Below are 16,001 nucleotides of genomic sequence, written 5' to 3'. Positions count from 1 at the left end.
GAAGACGATCCTCCCCATCTGTCATCGGAACCTGAGAGGTTCACCGTGACCTCGGCGTACGCCGTACGCGCGGTCCTCGGCTTGCACCTTGGGTGGAGCCGCCGGGGCGGCCCGCTTTTCAGATCTGCCTCATCCACGCGGTACGGGGCCTGAGAGATTCAAGGGAGGAACTTGCTCCTTCGGCGCCCGGGCGGACCCGGAACTCTCCCGCGCGGATTCAAGCGGCCGGTATGCGGTTGTGGCGCACGAATGTGCGTCGGCGCGCACATCATTGCACGCGGTGTCCCCTCGGCAAATCGCTTGTGACTTATTACCCTTTCTTTACACTTCTTGGGCAAGGGTCGGGTCAACCGACCCAGGGATCCGGCAGGGGTTCTAGCAGGGGGAGTAGCGATGACGTTGCAGCACAGCGGGGCGTACGCGACCACCACGGGAGTGCCCGCACAGCCCGGTCTGCCCGCGCGCGGCCGGGCGGCCGCGACGCCCGCCCTGCCGGTCGTGCGCGACCTGCGGGACCGGGACGGGCGCTGCCCCCGGGCGCTGACCTTCGCGCCCGGCGACCTGGTGGTCGTCTCGGGCCTGCCCGGCAGCGGCAAGTCCACCCTGATCGCCCGGACGGCCCAGGGCCTCGGCATCGACTCGCAGGACGCCCGGGAGCGCTGGGAGCGCCGCGTGCCCGGCCTCCTGCCGTACGCGGTCTACCGCCCCCTCGTCCGGCTCGCCCACTACGGGGGCCTGTGGCGCACGCTGCGCTCCGGGCGGAGCGTCGTCGTCCACGACTGCGGCACCCAGGCCTGGGTGCGGCGCTGGCTCGCCCGGGAGGCCGCCCGGCGGGGCCGCGCCCTGCACCTGGTCCTGCTGGACGTCACCCCCGGCACCGCCCGGGAGGGCCAGCGCGAGCGGGGCCGCGGCGTGTCCGGGTACGCCTTCGGACGGCACCGCCGCGCGGTGGGGCGCCTGGTGCGGGACGCGCAGCGGGGCGTCGTGCCGCGCGGGTGCGCGTCAGCGGTCCTGCTGGACCGGCCCGCCGCGTCCGCGCTCACCCGGATCGCGTTCCCCTGATCCGCCGCCCCGCGGCCCCGCGTTAGGGTGCTGCGGGCAGCGACAGGCACACGCGGGGAAGGACCAGGAGCACCAGTGGACACTGCATGGCCGGGCAACGAGCTCGAAGAGGTGCTCGCCGCCTCGCTCGGCAACCCCGCGGCCGGCGGCCGCCTCGTCGAGGTCCTGGGCCGCAGCCACGTCTGGGTGCCCCTGCCGAACGGCGGCGCACCCGACAGCCGCGACCTGGACCTGCCCACCCTGGACCTCGACGGGCAGGTCTACGTGCCGGTCTTCAGCTCCGAGGCCCAGTTCGTCGCCTGCGCCGGCGCCCACATGCCCTACGCGGTCGCCCCGGCCGTCGAGTTCGCCCGCGGCCTGCCGCCCCAGGTCGGCATCGCCGTGAACCCCGGCGGCGCCGTCGGCGCCCCACTGCCCCCGCTCGTGGTCGCCGAGCTCTGCCGCGCCGGACGCACCCCGCTCGACGGCCCGGCCAGCGGCGGCCGGGTGCGGCTGTTCGAGCCGGACTGGCAGGAGGACCCGGTCGGCCTGCTGTCCGCCGCCTCCGCCGAGTTCGACGCCACCGGCACGGTGCTGACCGCGCGCCGCTGCCTCGCGAGCGTCGAGGGCGACAGCCCGTCCCTCTTCATCGGCGTGCAGCTCTCCTCCTGGGAGGGCGCCGAGCGCAACGTACCCATGGACGCCCTCGGCCGGGCGCTGGGGCGGGCCCAGGCGGCGGTGCCGTGGCCGGTCAACCTGGTGCTGCTCGACGTCGCACAGGACCCGGTGGCCGACTGGATGCTGGAGAAGGTGCGGCCCTTCTACCGGCGCGGGCACGCATAAGCTGGTCGGGTGGACGGAAGAGGGGCGGGACCCAGGGTGAGCGCGTCAGGCACCGCGGCGGCCGGAGCGGCGGCCGGACAGGTCGAGCACATGCTGAGCCAGGTGACGCCCGGGCGCCACGACACCTACGAGGCACTCCTGCACGCCCTCGCCGAGGGCCGGCTGTGGATGCTCCTCTGGCACGGCCGGGCCGGCTCGCCCGACGCCCAGTACGGCAACATGGAGGTCGACGGCCTCGGGTACGCCCCCTGCGTCACCTCCGCCCAGGAGCTCGCCGTCTCCGGCTGGAACCGCGCCCACGAGGTCGTCGCCGGCCGTGACATCGCCCGCGCCCTCTACCCCGACCACTGGGGCGTCTGGCTCAACCCGCACGCCCCGGGCGGCGGGGTCGGCATCCCGTGGCCCGACCTGCGCCGGATCGCCACCGGCCTCGACCGGATGCCCGCGGGCCCGCTGAAGCTGTCCGAACCGGGCATCCAGCTCCCGCAGTTCTACGCCCTGCTCACCCAGAACGCCCACCGCACGCCCGCCGTCCGCGCGCTGCGCCGCGCCTGGGTCCAGCCCGCCCTCGGCACCCCGTACCTCGCCATCGGGCTGGACCTGTACGACACCGGCCAGGGCTCCGTCGACGCGGTGCGCGCCATGATGCAGCAGTCCATCGCCGCCGTCCCCGACGGCCTGCCCGTCTCCACGGTCGCGATGTCCGACGAGCACGACCCGGTGGCCATGTGGCTCCGGGCGAACGCCCGCCCCTTCTACGACCGCGAGGCGCACCTCACCGCGCCCGTCGTGCCCGGTACGGGGTACGGCTACCCGCCCCGCGGCTGACCTCCCCGCCTGTCCGTTTTCGCCTGTCCGTTTCGCTTCCATAGCGGCCGAGTTGGTCCGCTGAGCCGCCCGTCGCGTCCGTATAGCGGAAGCACACGACCCGCATCACGGTTGCGCAAACATTCGTGATGGGGTCTGGCGGGTGATCGTGAACCCATTGAAGACTCCCCCCAACCAGGGGTGGTCGCACATGCGTGCAGCGCAATGTCACACATGCGTCCGGCGTATCCGCGTACTCCCCTGAACGGGCCGCGCCGCAGATCCGGGCGGTCCGTCGAGCACTGCCGGCGACCGTCGGCACGGGCGAGCACGAGGGACGATGACCGCACCCATTGAGACCACCGGATCACAGGCCGAGGCGGCGCCGGAGGCCGTACTGGCAGGCGTCAAGTCCAAGCAGATCGAGGGCCGTTCGCTCGGCCAGATCGCCTGGACCCGCTTCAAGCGGGACAAGCTGGCCGTGACCGGCGGAGTGATCGTCGTCCTGCTCATCCTGATCGCCCTGCTGTCCCGGCCGCTCCAGTCCCTGCTGGGCCTGGACCCGAACGCCTTCCAGCAGGACCTGGTCGATCCCAACACCTCGCTGCCCAAGGGCGGGTTCGGCGGGATGAGCCTGGACCACCCGCTGGGCGTGGACCCGAAGTTCGGGCGCGACATCCTCGCCCGGATCCTGGAGGGCTCCTGGGTCTCGCTGGTCGTGGCGTTCGGCGCGACGATCCTGTCCAACATCATCGGCGTGGTCCTCGGCCTGGTCGCCGGGTACTACGGCGGCCGGGTGGACACCGTCGTCAGCCGGCTGATGGACACCTTCCTGGCCTTCCCGCTGCTGCTGTTCGCCATCGCCATCTCGGCGACGCTCCAGGGCGGCGCCTTCGGCCTGGAGGGCCTGCCGCTGCACATCGGCGTGCTGATCTTCGTCATCGGGTTCTTCAACTGGCCCTACATGGCCCGTATCGTGCGCGGCCAGACCCTGGCCCTGCGCGAGCGCGAGTTCATCGACGCCTCGCGCGGGATGGGGGCGAAGGGCCCGTACATCCTCTTCCGCGAGCTGCTGCCGAACCTCGTGGGGCCGATCACCGTCTACGCGACACTGCTCATTCCGACCAACATCATCTTCGAGGCGTCGCTCAGCTTCCTCGGCGTCGGAATCCAGCCACCGCAGGCCTCGTGGGGCGGCATGCTGAGGGAGGCCGTCAACTTCTTCCAGGTCGACCCGCAGTTCATGCTCGTCCCCGGCCTCGCGATCTTCATCACCGTACTGGCCTTCAACCTGCTCGGTGATGGCCTCCGGGACGCTCTCGACCCGCGCAGCCGCTGACGCCTGCCACGTCTTCCGCGGCGGCCGCACCACCGGCCGGGACCGTACCGGCACGTTTTCCGAATACAAAGGGGAGTTCGACGAAAATGCGAAGGTCAGTAGTGGCCGCTCTCGCGGTCGTCAGCAGTGCCAGCCTGCTCGTCTCGGGCTGCAGCAAGGCGGACGACGGCACCTCGAGCGCCAAGGGCAACGCCAAGGCGAACGCGGCGACGACGGGTGTCGTCAACGTCTCGGACCAGAAGGGCGGCACGGTCACCTACGCGATGGCCGACGCCCCCGAGTCGTTCGACCCGGGCAACACGTACTACTCGTTCATCTACAACTTCAGCCGGCTGTACGCGCGTCCGCTGACGACCTTCAAGCCGGGCCCCGGCGAGAAGGGCAACGAGCTGGTCCCGGACCTCGCCGAGAGCGTGGGCGTGCCGAGCGACGGCGGCAAGACGTGGACGTACAAGATCCGCAAGGGCGTCAAGTACAGCGACGGCACCCCCGTGACGTCCAAGGACGTCAAGTACGCGGTCGAGCGGTCCAACTTCGCGCGTGACGTGCTGTCGAACGGCCCGAACTACTTCCAGCAGCTCCTCGACGACCCCGCCAAGTACAAGGGTCCGTACAAGGACAAGAGCGAGAAGGGCCTGGCGTCCATCCAGACGCCGGACGACCACACCATCGTCTTCAAGCTCAACAAGCCCTTCGCGGACTTCGACTACCTGGTCAGCGCCCCGCAGACCGCCCCGGTCCCGAGGGCCAAGGACAAGGGCACGGACTACACCAAGTCCGTCCTGTCGTCCGGCTCCTACAAGTTCGAGACGTACAAGGACGGCCAGCAGGTCGTCCTGGTCCGCAACGAGCACTGGGACGCCAAGACCGACCCGCTGCGCAAGCAGTACCCGGACAAGATCGTCCTGAACCTCAAGGTCAACCAGGCCACCATCGACAAGGACCTGATGTCCGGCGACCTGATCGCCGACCTCAAGGGCGGTGGCGTCGACGCCCAGACGCAGGCCCAGGTCATGGCCAAGGACGACCTGAAGGCCAACACGGACAACACCTACGGCGGCCGGCTCGTCTACACGGCCATCAACACCCAGGTGGCGCCGTTCAACAACGTCGAGTGCCGCAAGGCCGTCCAGTACGCCATCGACAAGGTGTCCGTGCAGACCGCGATGGGCGGTCCGATCCGCGGTGACATCGCCTCCACGGTGATGCCGAACGACCTCCCGGGCCACGAGAAGTTCGACCTGTACCCGACCGAGGGCAACAAGGGCGACGTCGCCAAGGCCAAACAGCACCTGAAGGCCTGCGGCAAGGAGAAGTTCTCCACCTTCATCTCCGCGCGCGCCGACCGCCAGCCCGAGATCGACGCCGCCACCGCGGTCATCGAGGCGCTGAAGAAGGTCGGCATCGACGCCAGGATCAAGCAGTACCCGTCGTCGAAGTACTTCTCCGACTACGCCGGTGTCCCGTCCTTCACCAAGAAGGAGAACATCGGTCTGATGATGATGCAGTGGGGTGCCGACTGGCCCACCGGCTACGGCTTCCTGCAGCAGGTCGTGCACGGGAAGGCCATCGGCCAGTCCGGCAACACCAACCTCTCCGAGCTGAACGACCCGGCGATCAACAAGCTGCTGGACGAGGCCATCGCCAACACCGACGAGGCCGCGCGCAACGCCGCCTACATCCAGGTCGACAAGAAGGTCATGGAGCAGGCGGCCATCGTCCCGCTGTCGTACTTCAAGGTCCTCAACTACCGCTCGCCGCACGGCACCAACATGGCCGCCTCCGCGGCCTGGAGCGGCCAGTACGACTACCTCAACATCGGCACCACGAAGAAGTAGCCCCGGAAGGCAGGTGAAGGCATTGGTGCCCGCGGGCCCCCGCATCCTCGGTGCGGCCCGCGGGCACCGGCGCCGGTCCCCGTGATCTCGTACCTCATCCGCCGACTGATCGCGGCAGTGATCCTGCTGCTGGTCGTCACGGCGGTCACCTTCGGCATCTTCTTCATCCTGCCGAAGCTGGCCGGCCAGACGGTCGATCAGCTGGCCCAGCAGTACATCGGCAAGAACCCCACGCCCGCGGACATCGCGGCGGTCAAGCGCAACCTCGGCCTCGACGAGCCGGTCTACGTCCAGTACTGGGACTTCGTCAGGGGGATCGTCACGGGCGCCACCTACGAGCGGGGCCCCACCACCGTCCAGTGCGACGCGCCCTGCTTCGGCTACTCCTTCAAGACCAACCTCGAGGTCTGGCCGCAGCTCGTCGACCGGCTCCCGGTCACCATCTCCCTCGCGGTCGGTGCCGCGGTGCTGTGGCTGGTCGCGGGCATCGTCGTCGGCGTCATCTCCGCCCTCAAGCCCGGCTCCTTCTTCGACCGGGCCGCCATGGGCGGCGCGCTGGCCGGCGTCTCGCTGCCGATCTTCTTCACCGCCCAGCTCTTCCTGCTGCTCTTCAGCTACGAGCTGGAGATCTTCGGCCGGACGTACGTCCCGTTCACCGAGAACCCCTCGCAGTGGGCCAACACCCTCTTCCTGCCGTGGTGTTCGCTCGCCCTGCTGTACGCGGCGATCTACGCCCGCCTCACCCGCTCCGGGATGCTCGAGGCGATGAACGAGGACTTCATCCGCACCGCCCGCGCCAAGGGCATGCGGGAGCGGCGGGTCGTCGCCAAGCACGGCCTGCGGGCCGCGCTCACCCCGATCGTCACCGTCTTCGGCATGGACATCGGCCTGCTGCTCGGCGGCGCCGTGATCACCGAGTCGGTGTACTCGCTGCACGGCATCGGGGAGTACGCGGTCAAGTCGATCACCGACAACGACCTGCCGCCGATCCTCGGCGTCACCCTGCTCGCGGCGTTCTTCGTCGTCTTCCTCAACCTCGTGGTTGACCTTCTGTACGCCGTCGTCGACCCGCGCGTGAGGGTGTCATGACCGAACTGTCCAAGACCGGCGCCGTGGTGGAGGACCGCCCCGGCACCACCGAGCCGCGCGCCTTCCTCGACGTACGCGACCTCAAGGTCCACTTCCCGACCGACGACGGCCTCGTGAAGTCCGTCGACGGGCTCTCCTTCCAGCTGGAGAAGGGCAAGACCCTCGGCGTCGTCGGCGAGTCCGGCTCCGGCAAGTCCGTCACCTCGCTCGCCATCATGGGCCTGCACCGGCTCGGCGCGCGCGGCAAGAACGTACGGATGAGCGGGGAGATCTGGCTCGACGGCAAGGAGCTGGTGAGCGCCGACCCGGACGAGGTGCGGCGGCTGCGGGGCCGCGAGATGGCGATGATCTTCCAGGACCCGCTGTCCGCGATGCACCCGTTCTACACGGTCGGCAACCAAATCGTGGAGGCGTACCGCATCCACAACAAGGTGTCGAAGAAGGTCGCCCGCACCCGGGCCATCGAGCTGCTCGACCGCGTCGGCATCCCCGAGCCGGGCAAGCGCGTCGACGCCTACCCGCACGAGTTCTCCGGCGGCATGCGCCAGCGCGCGATGATCGCCATGGCGCTGGTCAACAATCCCGAGCTGCTGATCGCCGACGAGCCGACGACCGCGCTGGACGTCACCGTCCAGGCGCAGATCCTCGACCTGATCCGCGACCTCCAGAAGGAGTTCGGCTCGGCGGTCGTGATCATCACCCACGACCTGGGCGTGGTGGCCGAGATCGCCGACGACATCCTGGTGATGTACGGCGGCCGGTGCGTGGAACGCGGTCCCGTCGACACGATCTTCTACGAGCCGCAGCACCCCTACACCTGGGGCCTGCTCGGATCGATGCCCCGGATCGACCGGGACCAGACCGACCGGCTCATCCCGGTCAAGGGCCAGCCGCCGTCCCTGATCAACGTGCCGGACGGCTGCGCCTTCAACCCGCGCTGCCCGTACGCGGACGTCCCCAAGGGCGGGATGACCCGCACCGAGCGCCCGGAACTGCGTGAAGTCGGCTCCGGCCACTTCTCCGCCTGCCACATGGGGCAGGAAGAGCGCACGCGGATCTGGACCGAAGAGATTGCGCCGAAGCTGTGACCAACGAACCGACGCCTCACCAGGCCGGCCCCCTGCTCAAGGTCGAGGGCCTGGTCAAACACTTCCCCATCAAGAAGGGCCTGCTCCAGCGGCAGGTCGGCGCCGTCAAGGCGGTCGACGGCATCGACTTCGAGGTCCGCCGCGGCGAGACCCTCGGCGTCGTCGGCGAGTCCGGCTGCGGCAAGTCGACGATGGGCCGGCTGATCACCCGGCTGCTGGAGCCCAGCGGCGGCAGGGTCGAGTTCGACGGCACCGACATCACGCACCTGAAGACCGGCGGGATGCGGCCGTTCCGGCGCGACATCCAGATGATCTTCCAGGACCCGTACGGCTCGCTGAACCCGCGCCACACCATCGGCTCCATCGTCTCGGCGCCGTTCCGGCTCCAGGGCGTCGAGCCGGAGGGCGGGGTCAAGAAGGAGGTCCAGGGCCTCCTGGAGCGGGTGGGCCTGAGCCCCGAGCACTACAACCGCTACCCGCACGAGTTCTCCGGCGGCCAGCGGCAGCGCATCGGCATCGCGCGCGCCCTCGCCCTGAAGCCGCGTCTCGTCGTCGCCGACGAGCCGGTCTCGGCGCTGGACGTGTCGATCCAGGCGCAGGTGGTCAACCTGCTGGACGACCTTCAGGACGAGCTGGGCCTCACATACGTGATCATCGCCCACGACCTGTCGGTCATCCGGCACGTCTCGGACCGGATCGCCGTGATGTACCTCGGCAAGATCGTGGAGCTGTCGGACCGCACGTCGCTGTACGAGGCGCCCATGCACCCGTACACCAAGGCCCTGATGTCGGCCGTGCCGGTGCCCGACCCGAGGCGTCGCGGGGCCAAGAGCGAGCGGATCCTGCTGAAGGGCGACGTGCCCTCGCCGATCGCCCCGCCCAGCGGCTGCCGGTTCCACACCCGCTGCTGGAAGGCGACGCAGGTCTGTACGGTCCAGGAGCCTCCGCTCCTGGAGCTGGCCCCCGGCCGGCGCGTCGCCTGCCACCACCCGGAGAACGCCCCGGACCAGGCCCCGGGCGACCCGGTGCTGGCCTCGGCGGGCGAGGCGATCGAGATCGTGTCCGCCACGAAGGCGCCCACGGAGGAGCCCGCGGAGACGACCACGGAAGAGCCTGCGGGGGCGCGCACCGAGGCGCCCACGGAGGCGCCTGCCCCGGTCATCCCGGCCCCCGCCAAGGAGCCGTCCCCGGACGACGAGGACCCGAAGAAGCTCTGACGGGCAGGGGGGTGGCTTGCAGGGGGTGGCCCGCAGGGGTCACCCCCACAGGGCCGGCCGCCGTGGGGCGCCGCCCCGGGGGCCGGGTCAGCGGGACGGTTCGCGCAGCACGCGCTCGCGGTCCGCGACGTACTGGTGCGGGGCGAACGCGGTCAGGGCGGCGACGATGGCGCGGCGGCGCTCGTCGTGGCGGGCGCGGCCGAGTCCGAGTCCCTCGTTGTGCAGGGTCACCAGCTGCGCGGACGTCGTGGGGCGGTGCGGCCGGACCTGGAGCCTGCCGTGGTGCAGGACCACGAAGCGGATACCGCCCCAGGGGAACAGCTCGCCGCTCCCGGTGGTGATGCCGTGCTCGTCGATCCGGAGCCGGCCCAGCCGCGCGTTCGCGGCGGCGCCGGCGAAGAGGGACACGGCCAGGGCGAGCGCGGCGCACGTCAGGAGCCACCCGGCCGACGCGTCGCCGGTCAGCAGGGCCCCGCACACGGTGACCAGGGCCGTGGGCACCAGCGCGGTCAGCAGGACCCGCCCCACGCGCGCCCCGCGCTCCGGTGCCAGCTCCAGTGCGTACCCCACGCCGTCCCCCTCGTCCGTCACAGCGCCCGCAGGTTAACAGCGGCGGTGCCCGGCCCCGGCGTGCGGGGGCGGCGGCCGCCGCGCGAGCCTGCACAATTGGGCGGTGCTCCAGGACTTCTTCACCCCCTCCGTGCAACACGCGCTCGACCTCGCGGGCATCTTCGTGTTCGCGATCTCCGGCGCCCTGCTCGCCGTGCGCAAGAACTTCGACGTGTTCGGCATCGCCGTCCTCGCCGAGGTCACCGCCCTGGGCGGAGGGCTGTTCCGGGACCTCGTGATCGGCGCGGTGCCGCCCGCCGCGTTCACCGACCTCGGGTACTTCCTCATGCCGCTGGTCGCCACGGTCCTCGTCTTCTTCCTGCACCCGGTGGTGGAGCGGACCCAGGCCGCCGTGAACGTCTTCGACGCCGCCGGGCTCGGCCTCTTCTGCGTCGCGGGGACGACCAAGGCGTACGAGTACGGGCTGGGGCTCACCTTCTCCGCCGTGCTCGGGCTCGCCACCGGCGTCGGCGGGGGCGTCCTGCGGGACGTCCTGGCCAACGAGGTGCCGTCGCTGCTGCGCTGGGACCGCGACCTGTACGCCGTGCCGGCCATCGTGGGAGCCACCATGGTCGCGCTGTGCATCAAGTTCGAGATGCTGAACCCCTTCACCAGCACGCTCGCTGCCGTGACCACCTTCGTCCTGCGGCTGCTGGCCATGCGCTTCCACTGGCGCGCCCCGCGCGCGTGGAACCGCCGCTCCATCGCGACCGAGGAGCAGCTCCCCGGGAAAGCTACCGCTTAGTAATTTCCTGTTGTACTGTGCCGCCATGGACAGCGAGTTCGACCGCGACACCGCGGTGACCCTCCGGGAGCCCGGCGTCTACGACGCGGAGCTCTCCGCCGGCTGGACGATCATCCAGGCCGTCAACGGCGGCTATCTGCTCGCCCTGCTCGGCCGTGCGCTCGGCGAGGCCCTGCCGCACCCCGACCCGTTCACCATCTCGGCGCACTACCTGACGCCGTCCGTGCCGGGCCCCGCCGTGATCCGGACCGAGACGGTCCGCGCCGGCCGCACGCTCTCCACCGGCCAGGCCTCGCTCTTCCAGTACGCGGAGGACGGCACCGAGGTCGAGCGCATCCGGGTCCTCGCCTCCTACGGCGACCTGGACGCCCTCCCCGACGACGTACGGACGACGGCCAAGCCGCCCGCCATCCCGCCCCGCGAGCACTGCCTCGGCCCCTCCGACGGCCCGGCGCCCATCCCCGGCTCGTCGGCCATCACCGAGCGGCTCGACATCAAGCTCGACCCCACCACCCTCGGCTGGGCCGTCGGCGCCCCGTCCGGCAAGGGCGAGATGCGCGGCTGGTTCGGCCTGGCCGACGGCCGCGAGCCCGACCCGCTGTCCCTCCTGCTCACCGTGGACGCCCTGCCCCCGACGTCCTTCGAGCTCGGCCTCACCGGCTGGACCCCGACCGTGGAGCTCACCACCCACATACGGTGCCGTCCCGCCCCCGGCCCGCTGCGGGTCTCCATCACCACCCGCAACCTCGCGGGCGGCTTCCTGGAGGAGGACGCCGAGGTCTGGGACAGCGCCGACCGGCTCGTCGCCCAGTCCCGCCAACTGGCGCGCGCCCCGCGGGGCTGAACTCCCGGGGCCCGCGGCCCCGAACGCCGAACGCCGAACGCCGAGCGCCGAGCGCCCCGGCGCCTTCCGTCCACCGGAGGCGCCGGGGCGCTTCGTCTCGCGCCGGCACCACCGCCGGCCGGACGGCGGGTCAGTCCAGCCAGTGGCGGCGGCCCAGGCCGACCAGCCGCAGCCGGCGACGGGCGGTGCGCGCCACCCCGTCCCACGCCGCCTCGGGCGTCGCCAGGAACGCCGAGGCGGTCATCACCATGTGGTCGACGTACAGCCCGGCGAGCATGAGCAGGTCGTCCCGCTCCCACCCCTCGCTCTCGGGGTGCCCGGCCAGCTCGTCGGCCACCTCCCGGGCGAACCGGTCGAGTTGGCCGCCGATCGCCTCGCGGACGGGCGCCACGCCGCCGTGCCGTTCCCGCGCGATGAACCGGACGTGTGCGGGGTACCCGCGTACGAGCCCGGCGATCAACTCGACGGTGGCGGCGATCCGTTCGTCGCCGTCACCCGTGGTCGCCAGGGTCGTGCGGATCGTTCCGTGCAGGCTGCCGAGGGCCTCGTCGACAAGGGCGACGCCGAGGTCCGCGGTGTCGCGGAAGTGCCGGTAGAAGGCCGCCGGCGCGACGCCGACCGCGCGGGTCACCTCGCGCAGGCCGAGGCTGCTCAGGCTCTGCTCCTCCAGCAGGCCGAGGGCGGCGTCCAGGAGCGCCTGACGGGTCTTCTCTTTCTGGGCCCGGCGGATCCCGGAGGTGTGACTCATGCCATTCAGTAAACAACCGTTCTCCGGACCGCTCCAGTCATGGGCGCCGCTAGACTGGGTAGTCAGTGAACAAGTGTTCATCCATGTTCGCCAACGTGTTCGTCGATCGGGAGGTCATCGAATGTTCTTCATCGTCGCCGCCCTGCTGATGCTGGGGGTCGTCCTCGGGACCGTGGCCCACGTGCCGGTCCCAGTCACGCTCGTCGCCGCGGGCGTCATCGGCACCTGGCTCCTGATCTTCGCCATCCGGGAACGACAGCACCGCTGAACCCCCGTGCACCGCTGAGACCGCCGAGGACCGCTGAGGAGGCCGTCATGGAACTGACCACGTCCACCCCGCGAACCCGCACCGCCGCCCGCACCCGCCCCCGGACCCGGGACCGGATGCGCGACGCCAACTCCATGGCCGTCGCCGCGTTCGTCCTCGGCCTGGTGGGCCTGCTGGTGATGAACATCCTGCTCGGGCCCATCGCCATCGGGCTCGCCGCCCTGGCCCTCAAGCGCGGCACCGTCCGGCGCGGCCGCGCCCTGCTCGGCCTCGGCCTCGGCGTCGCCGACCTGGTCGTCCTGGCCGCCCTGGTCACGGCGGACGGCACCGTGTCCTGGAGCATCGCCTGATGGGCCCCGCGGCGATACGGCCGGTACGGCGCTGAACCCCGGCCCCCGGGAGGCTCGTAGAATCGTCGCACCATGGCTTACCTCGACCACGCCGCGACCACTCCGATGCTGCCGGAGGCGATCGAGGCGATGACCGCCCAGCTCGCCGTCACGGGCAACGCGTCCTCGCTGCACGCCGCCGGCCGCCGGGCCCGCCGTACCGTCGAGGAGGCCCGCGAGGCCCTCGCCGAGGCACTCGGCGCACGCCCCAGCGAAGTCGTCCTGACCTCCGGCGGGACGGAGGCGGACAACCTCGCCGTCAAGGGCCTGTACTGGGCCCGCCGGGACGCAGACCCGCGCCGCGTCCGGGTCCTGGCCAGCCCCGTCGAGCACCACGCCGTCCTCGACGCCGTGCACTGGCTCGGCGAGCACGAGGGCGCCGCCGTCGAGTACCTGGCCGTCGACCGGCACGGACGCGTGCACCCCGAGGCGCTGCGCGAGGCGATCGAGCGCGACCCGTCGGACGTCGCCCTGGCCACCGTGATGTGGGCCAACAACGAGATCGGCACCCTCATGCCGGTCCGTGAACTGGCCGAGGTGGCGCAGGAGTTCGGCGTCCCCCTGCACTCCGACGCCGTCCAGGCCTTCGGGCAGGTCCCGGTCGGCTTCACCGGCTCGGGCCTCGCCGCGATGACGGTTTCCAGCCACAAGATCGGCGGCCCCTACGGCATCGGGGCGCTGCTCCTCGGCCGCGAGCACAGCCCCGTGCCGGTGCTGCACGGCGGCGGACAGGAGCGCCACGTCCGCTCCGGCACGCTCGACGTCCCGGCCGTCGCCGCCTTCGCCGTCGCCGGGCGGCTGGCCGCCGAGCGCCGCGAGGAGTACGCCCGCGACATCGGCGCCCTCCGCGACGAGCTGGTCGACGCCGTCCGCACGGCCGTCCCGGACGCCGTCCTCGGCGGCGACCCGGCGCCCGAGGGCCGCCTGCCCGCCAACGCCCACTTCACCTTCCCCGGCTGCGAGGGCGACTCGCTGCTGCTGCTCCTGGACGCCCAGGGCATCGAATGCTCCACCGGCTCGGCCTGCACGGCCGGCGTGGCCCAGCCCAGCCACGTCCTGCTGGCCACCGGCACGGACCCCGACCTGGCGCGCGGCACGCTGCGCTTCACGCTCGGCCACACCTCGACCCGCGCCGACGTCGAAGCGGTCGCCAAGGCCATCGGCCCTGCGGTCGAACGGGCCCGGACGGCGGGCCTCAGCTAGCGGACGTACGCGGGCCGCCGGCCGCGGCGTCCCGCACCAGCTTCATGTACCGGTCCCAGTCCCAGTGCGGCCCCGGGTCGGTGTGGTCCGTGCCCTCCACCTCCACATGGCCGATGATGTGCTCACGGTCCACCGGTATCCCGTACCGCGCGCATATCCCGGCCGTGAGCCGCGCGGACGACGCGTACATGGCGTCCGTGAAGTCCTGGGGCCGGTCCACGAACCCCTCGTGCTCGATGCCGACGCTCCGCTCGTTCATGCCCCGGTCGCCCGCGTGGAACGCCACGTCCAGCTCACGGATCATCTGCGCGACGTGCCCGTCCTTACGGACGACATAGTGCGTCGCCGCACCGTGGCCCGGGTCCTTGAAGACCTTCAGGGCCGTCGGATAGTCCCCCTGGACGACATGGATGACGACCCGGTCGATCGTGAAGTCGTCGGGGCGGTCGGCATACCGCCAGTTCGCCCGCGAAGCCGCCGTCCACTGCGCGCCCACGTGGTCCAGCTCACCCTCCACGCGGTCCTTCTCCACCCCCGGCACCCGGTACCAGGCGCGCCGCAGCTCGTCGCGCGCCAGCACCGCCCCGCCCACGACGGCCGCACCGCCACCGATCAGCACCGCACGGCGCCCGACCGGTTTCGTCCCCCGCCTCTTCTCACCCATGTGATCGTCAACGCATACGCACGCGAGCATGGTTCCCGGGGCCCGTACCCTGGTAGGGCTATGACTCAGACTCCCCAGCGCCCCCTCCGCGTGCTCGCCGCCATGTCCGGCGGCGTGGACTCCGCCGTCGCCGCCGCCCGCGCCGCCGAGGCGGGCCACGACGTCACCGGTGTGCACCTCGCCCTGTCCGCGAACCCCCAGTCCTTCCGCACCGGCGCCCGGGGCTGTTGCACCATCGAGGACTCGCGCGACGCCCGCCGCGCGGCCGACGTCATCGGCATCCCGTTCTACGTGTGGGACCTGGCGGAGCGGTTCCGGGAGGACGTCGTCGACGACTTCGTCGCCGAGTACGAGGCCGGGCGCACCCCCAACCCGTGCCTGCGCTGCAACGAGAAGATCAAGTTCGCGGCGCTGTTGGACAAGGCCCTCGCGCTGGGCTTCGACGCGGTGTGCACCGGCCACTACGCGACGGTCGTGACCCGCGAGGACGGCACCCGGGAGCTGCACCGCGCCTCCGACATGGCCAAGGACCAGTCGTACGTCCTCGGCGTCCTGGACGAGAAGCAGCTCGCGCACGCGATGTTCCCGCTGGGCGACACCCTCACCACCAAGGACGAGATCCGCGCGGAGGCCGAGCGGCGGGGTCTGGCCGTGGCGAAGAAGCCCGACAGCCACGACATCTGCTTCATCGCGGACGGTGACACCCAGGGCTTCCTCGCCTCCCGCCTGGGCCGGGCCGAGGGCGACATCGTCGACGAGTCCGGGGCCAAGGTCGGCACCCACGAGGGCGCGTACGGCTTCACCATCGGCCAGCGCAAGGGCCTGCGCATCGGCCACCCCGCCCCGGACGGCAAGCCCCGGTACGTGCTGGACATCTCGCCCGTGAACAACACCGTCACCGTCGGCCCCGCCGAGGCACTCGACGTCACCGCCCTCACCGCCATCAAGCCCCGCTGGTGCGGCACCGCCCCCTCCGGCCCCGGCGGCTACACGGCCCAGCTCCGCGCCCACGGCGACGAGACCCCGGTCACGGCCTCCCTGGAGGACGGCGAGCTGCACGTCACCTTCCAGGAGCCCGTCCGCGGGGTCGCCCCCGGCCAGGCGATCGTCCTCTACGACGGCACCCGGGTCGTCGGCTCGGCCACCATCGCCACGACCACCCGCCGGGCGACGGTCGGCGCCTGACCTCCGGTACGCGCTGGTCCGGTACGCGCGCGTCAACCCGTGTACCGCTCCGCGTCGCCCCCGCCAACCCCCGCCCCATCTGCG

17 protein-coding genes and 1 riboswitch are annotated in these 16,001 nt (G+C 71.6%); of the genes, 14 read left to right on the top strand and 3 right to left on the bottom strand.

Features of this window, described 5'->3' with window-relative positions; genetic code table 11:
* Positions 1-128 precede the first annotated feature (128 nt).
* A riboswitch (glycine riboswitch) is annotated at positions 129-220 on the bottom strand.
* Between the two features lie 173 nt (positions 221-393).
* The 8 genes from EIZ62_RS09045 (at position 394) to EIZ62_RS09010 (ending at position 9,262) form a co-directional block, all read left to right on the top strand.
* Positions 394-1,062: an AAA family ATPase gene (locus EIZ62_RS09045; protein ID WP_156692186.1), complete on the top strand. Its 669-nt coding sequence runs from the start codon at positions 394-396 to the stop codon at positions 1,060-1,062.
* A 75-nt stretch (positions 1,063-1,137) separates the two neighbouring features.
* The gene (locus EIZ62_RS09040; protein WP_156692185.1) at positions 1,138-1,884 is read left to right on the top strand and encodes an enhanced serine sensitivity protein SseB; all 747 of its coding nucleotides are present in this window, start codon (positions 1,138-1,140) and stop codon (positions 1,882-1,884) included.
* A gap of 36 nt (positions 1,885-1,920) precedes the next feature.
* Positions 1,921-2,712: an enhanced serine sensitivity protein SseB C-terminal domain-containing protein gene (locus tag EIZ62_RS09035; RefSeq protein WP_156692184.1), complete on the top strand. Its 792-nt coding sequence runs from the start codon at positions 1,921-1,923 to the stop codon at positions 2,710-2,712.
* A 319-nt stretch (positions 2,713-3,031) separates the two neighbouring features.
* Complete coding sequence (locus tag EIZ62_RS09030) at positions 3,032-4,030, top strand: ABC transporter permease (protein WP_156692183.1); 999 nt, start codon at positions 3,032-3,034, stop codon at positions 4,028-4,030.
* 86 nt (positions 4,031-4,116) lie between these two features.
* Positions 4,117-5,868: an ABC transporter substrate-binding protein gene (locus tag EIZ62_RS09025; RefSeq protein WP_208827832.1), complete on the top strand. Its 1,752-nt coding sequence runs from the start codon at positions 4,117-4,119 to the stop codon at positions 5,866-5,868.
* An 81-nt stretch (positions 5,869-5,949) separates the two neighbouring features.
* Positions 5,950-6,957, top strand: coding sequence for an ABC transporter permease (locus EIZ62_RS09020; RefSeq protein WP_156692182.1), 1,008 nt, complete (start codon positions 5,950-5,952; stop codon positions 6,955-6,957).
* Complete coding sequence (locus EIZ62_RS09015) at positions 6,954-8,045, top strand: ABC transporter ATP-binding protein (protein ID WP_156692181.1); 1,092 nt, start codon at positions 6,954-6,956, stop codon at positions 8,043-8,045. The genes EIZ62_RS09020 and EIZ62_RS09015 overlap by 4 nt, the downstream gene beginning before the upstream one ends.
* The gene (locus EIZ62_RS09010) at positions 8,042-9,262 is read left to right on the top strand and encodes an ABC transporter ATP-binding protein (RefSeq protein ID WP_244375574.1); all 1,221 of its coding nucleotides are present in this window, start codon (positions 8,042-8,044) and stop codon (positions 9,260-9,262) included. The genes EIZ62_RS09015 and EIZ62_RS09010 overlap by 4 nt, the downstream gene beginning before the upstream one ends.
* Positions 9,263-9,349: 87 nt before the next feature.
* Here EIZ62_RS09010 and EIZ62_RS09005 read toward each other — a convergent pair whose 3' ends face one another.
* Complete coding sequence (locus EIZ62_RS09005) at positions 9,350-9,853, bottom strand: hypothetical protein (RefSeq protein WP_156692179.1); 504 nt, start codon at positions 9,851-9,853, stop codon at positions 9,350-9,352.
* An 82-nt stretch (positions 9,854-9,935) separates the two neighbouring features.
* Between EIZ62_RS09005 and EIZ62_RS09000 the strand changes: the two genes are divergently transcribed.
* The gene (locus tag EIZ62_RS09000; protein ID WP_156692178.1) at positions 9,936-10,616 is read left to right on the top strand and encodes a trimeric intracellular cation channel family protein; all 681 of its coding nucleotides are present in this window, start codon (positions 9,936-9,938) and stop codon (positions 10,614-10,616) included.
* A gap of 25 nt (positions 10,617-10,641) precedes the next feature.
* Entirely contained in the window at positions 10,642-11,460 is an 819-nt protein-coding gene (locus EIZ62_RS08995) for a thioesterase family protein (protein WP_156692177.1), read from the top strand.
* 130 nt (positions 11,461-11,590) lie between these two features.
* Here the strand turns inward: EIZ62_RS08995 and EIZ62_RS08990 are convergent, their stop codons facing one another.
* Complete coding sequence (locus EIZ62_RS08990) at positions 11,591-12,208, bottom strand: TetR family transcriptional regulator (protein ID WP_156692176.1); 618 nt, start codon at positions 12,206-12,208, stop codon at positions 11,591-11,593.
* 121 nt (positions 12,209-12,329) lie between these two features.
* Here EIZ62_RS08990 and EIZ62_RS31925 point away from each other — a divergent pair, with 121 nt between their 5' ends.
* From EIZ62_RS31925 to EIZ62_RS08980, 3 genes are all read left to right on the top strand, one after another.
* Positions 12,330-12,476: a hypothetical protein gene (locus EIZ62_RS31925; protein ID WP_167536356.1), complete on the top strand. Its 147-nt coding sequence runs from the start codon at positions 12,330-12,332 to the stop codon at positions 12,474-12,476.
* A 47-nt stretch (positions 12,477-12,523) separates the two neighbouring features.
* Positions 12,524-12,826, top strand: coding sequence for a DUF4190 domain-containing protein (locus tag EIZ62_RS08985; protein ID WP_156692175.1), 303 nt, complete (start codon positions 12,524-12,526; stop codon positions 12,824-12,826).
* Between the two features lie 72 nt (positions 12,827-12,898).
* Positions 12,899-14,068, top strand: a complete 1,170-nt coding sequence (locus EIZ62_RS08980) for a cysteine desulfurase family protein (protein WP_156692174.1) — start codon at positions 12,899-12,901, stop codon at positions 14,066-14,068.
* Here the strand turns inward: EIZ62_RS08980 and EIZ62_RS08975 are convergent.
* Entirely contained in the window at positions 14,061-14,732 is a 672-nt protein-coding gene (locus EIZ62_RS08975) for an N-acetylmuramoyl-L-alanine amidase (protein ID WP_156692173.1), read from the bottom strand. The genes EIZ62_RS08980 and EIZ62_RS08975 overlap by 8 nt on opposite strands.
* Positions 14,733-14,792: 60 nt before the next feature.
* On the opposite strand from EIZ62_RS08975, the gene mnmA reads away from it, so the two are divergent.
* On the top strand, positions 14,793-15,917 hold the full coding sequence (gene mnmA / locus EIZ62_RS08970; RefSeq protein WP_156692172.1) for a tRNA 2-thiouridine(34) synthase MnmA: 1,125 nt from the start codon (positions 14,793-14,795) through the stop codon (positions 15,915-15,917).
* The last annotated feature ends 84 nt before the right edge of the window (positions 15,918-16,001 follow it).

This window comes from Streptomyces ficellus, assembly GCF_009739905.1.
Classification (GTDB): domain Bacteria; phylum Actinomycetota; class Actinomycetes; order Streptomycetales; family Streptomycetaceae; genus Streptomyces; species Streptomyces ficellus_A.
Note: the sequence above shows the minus strand (reverse complement) of the source record. Positions and strands in the feature narration are given on the sequence as shown.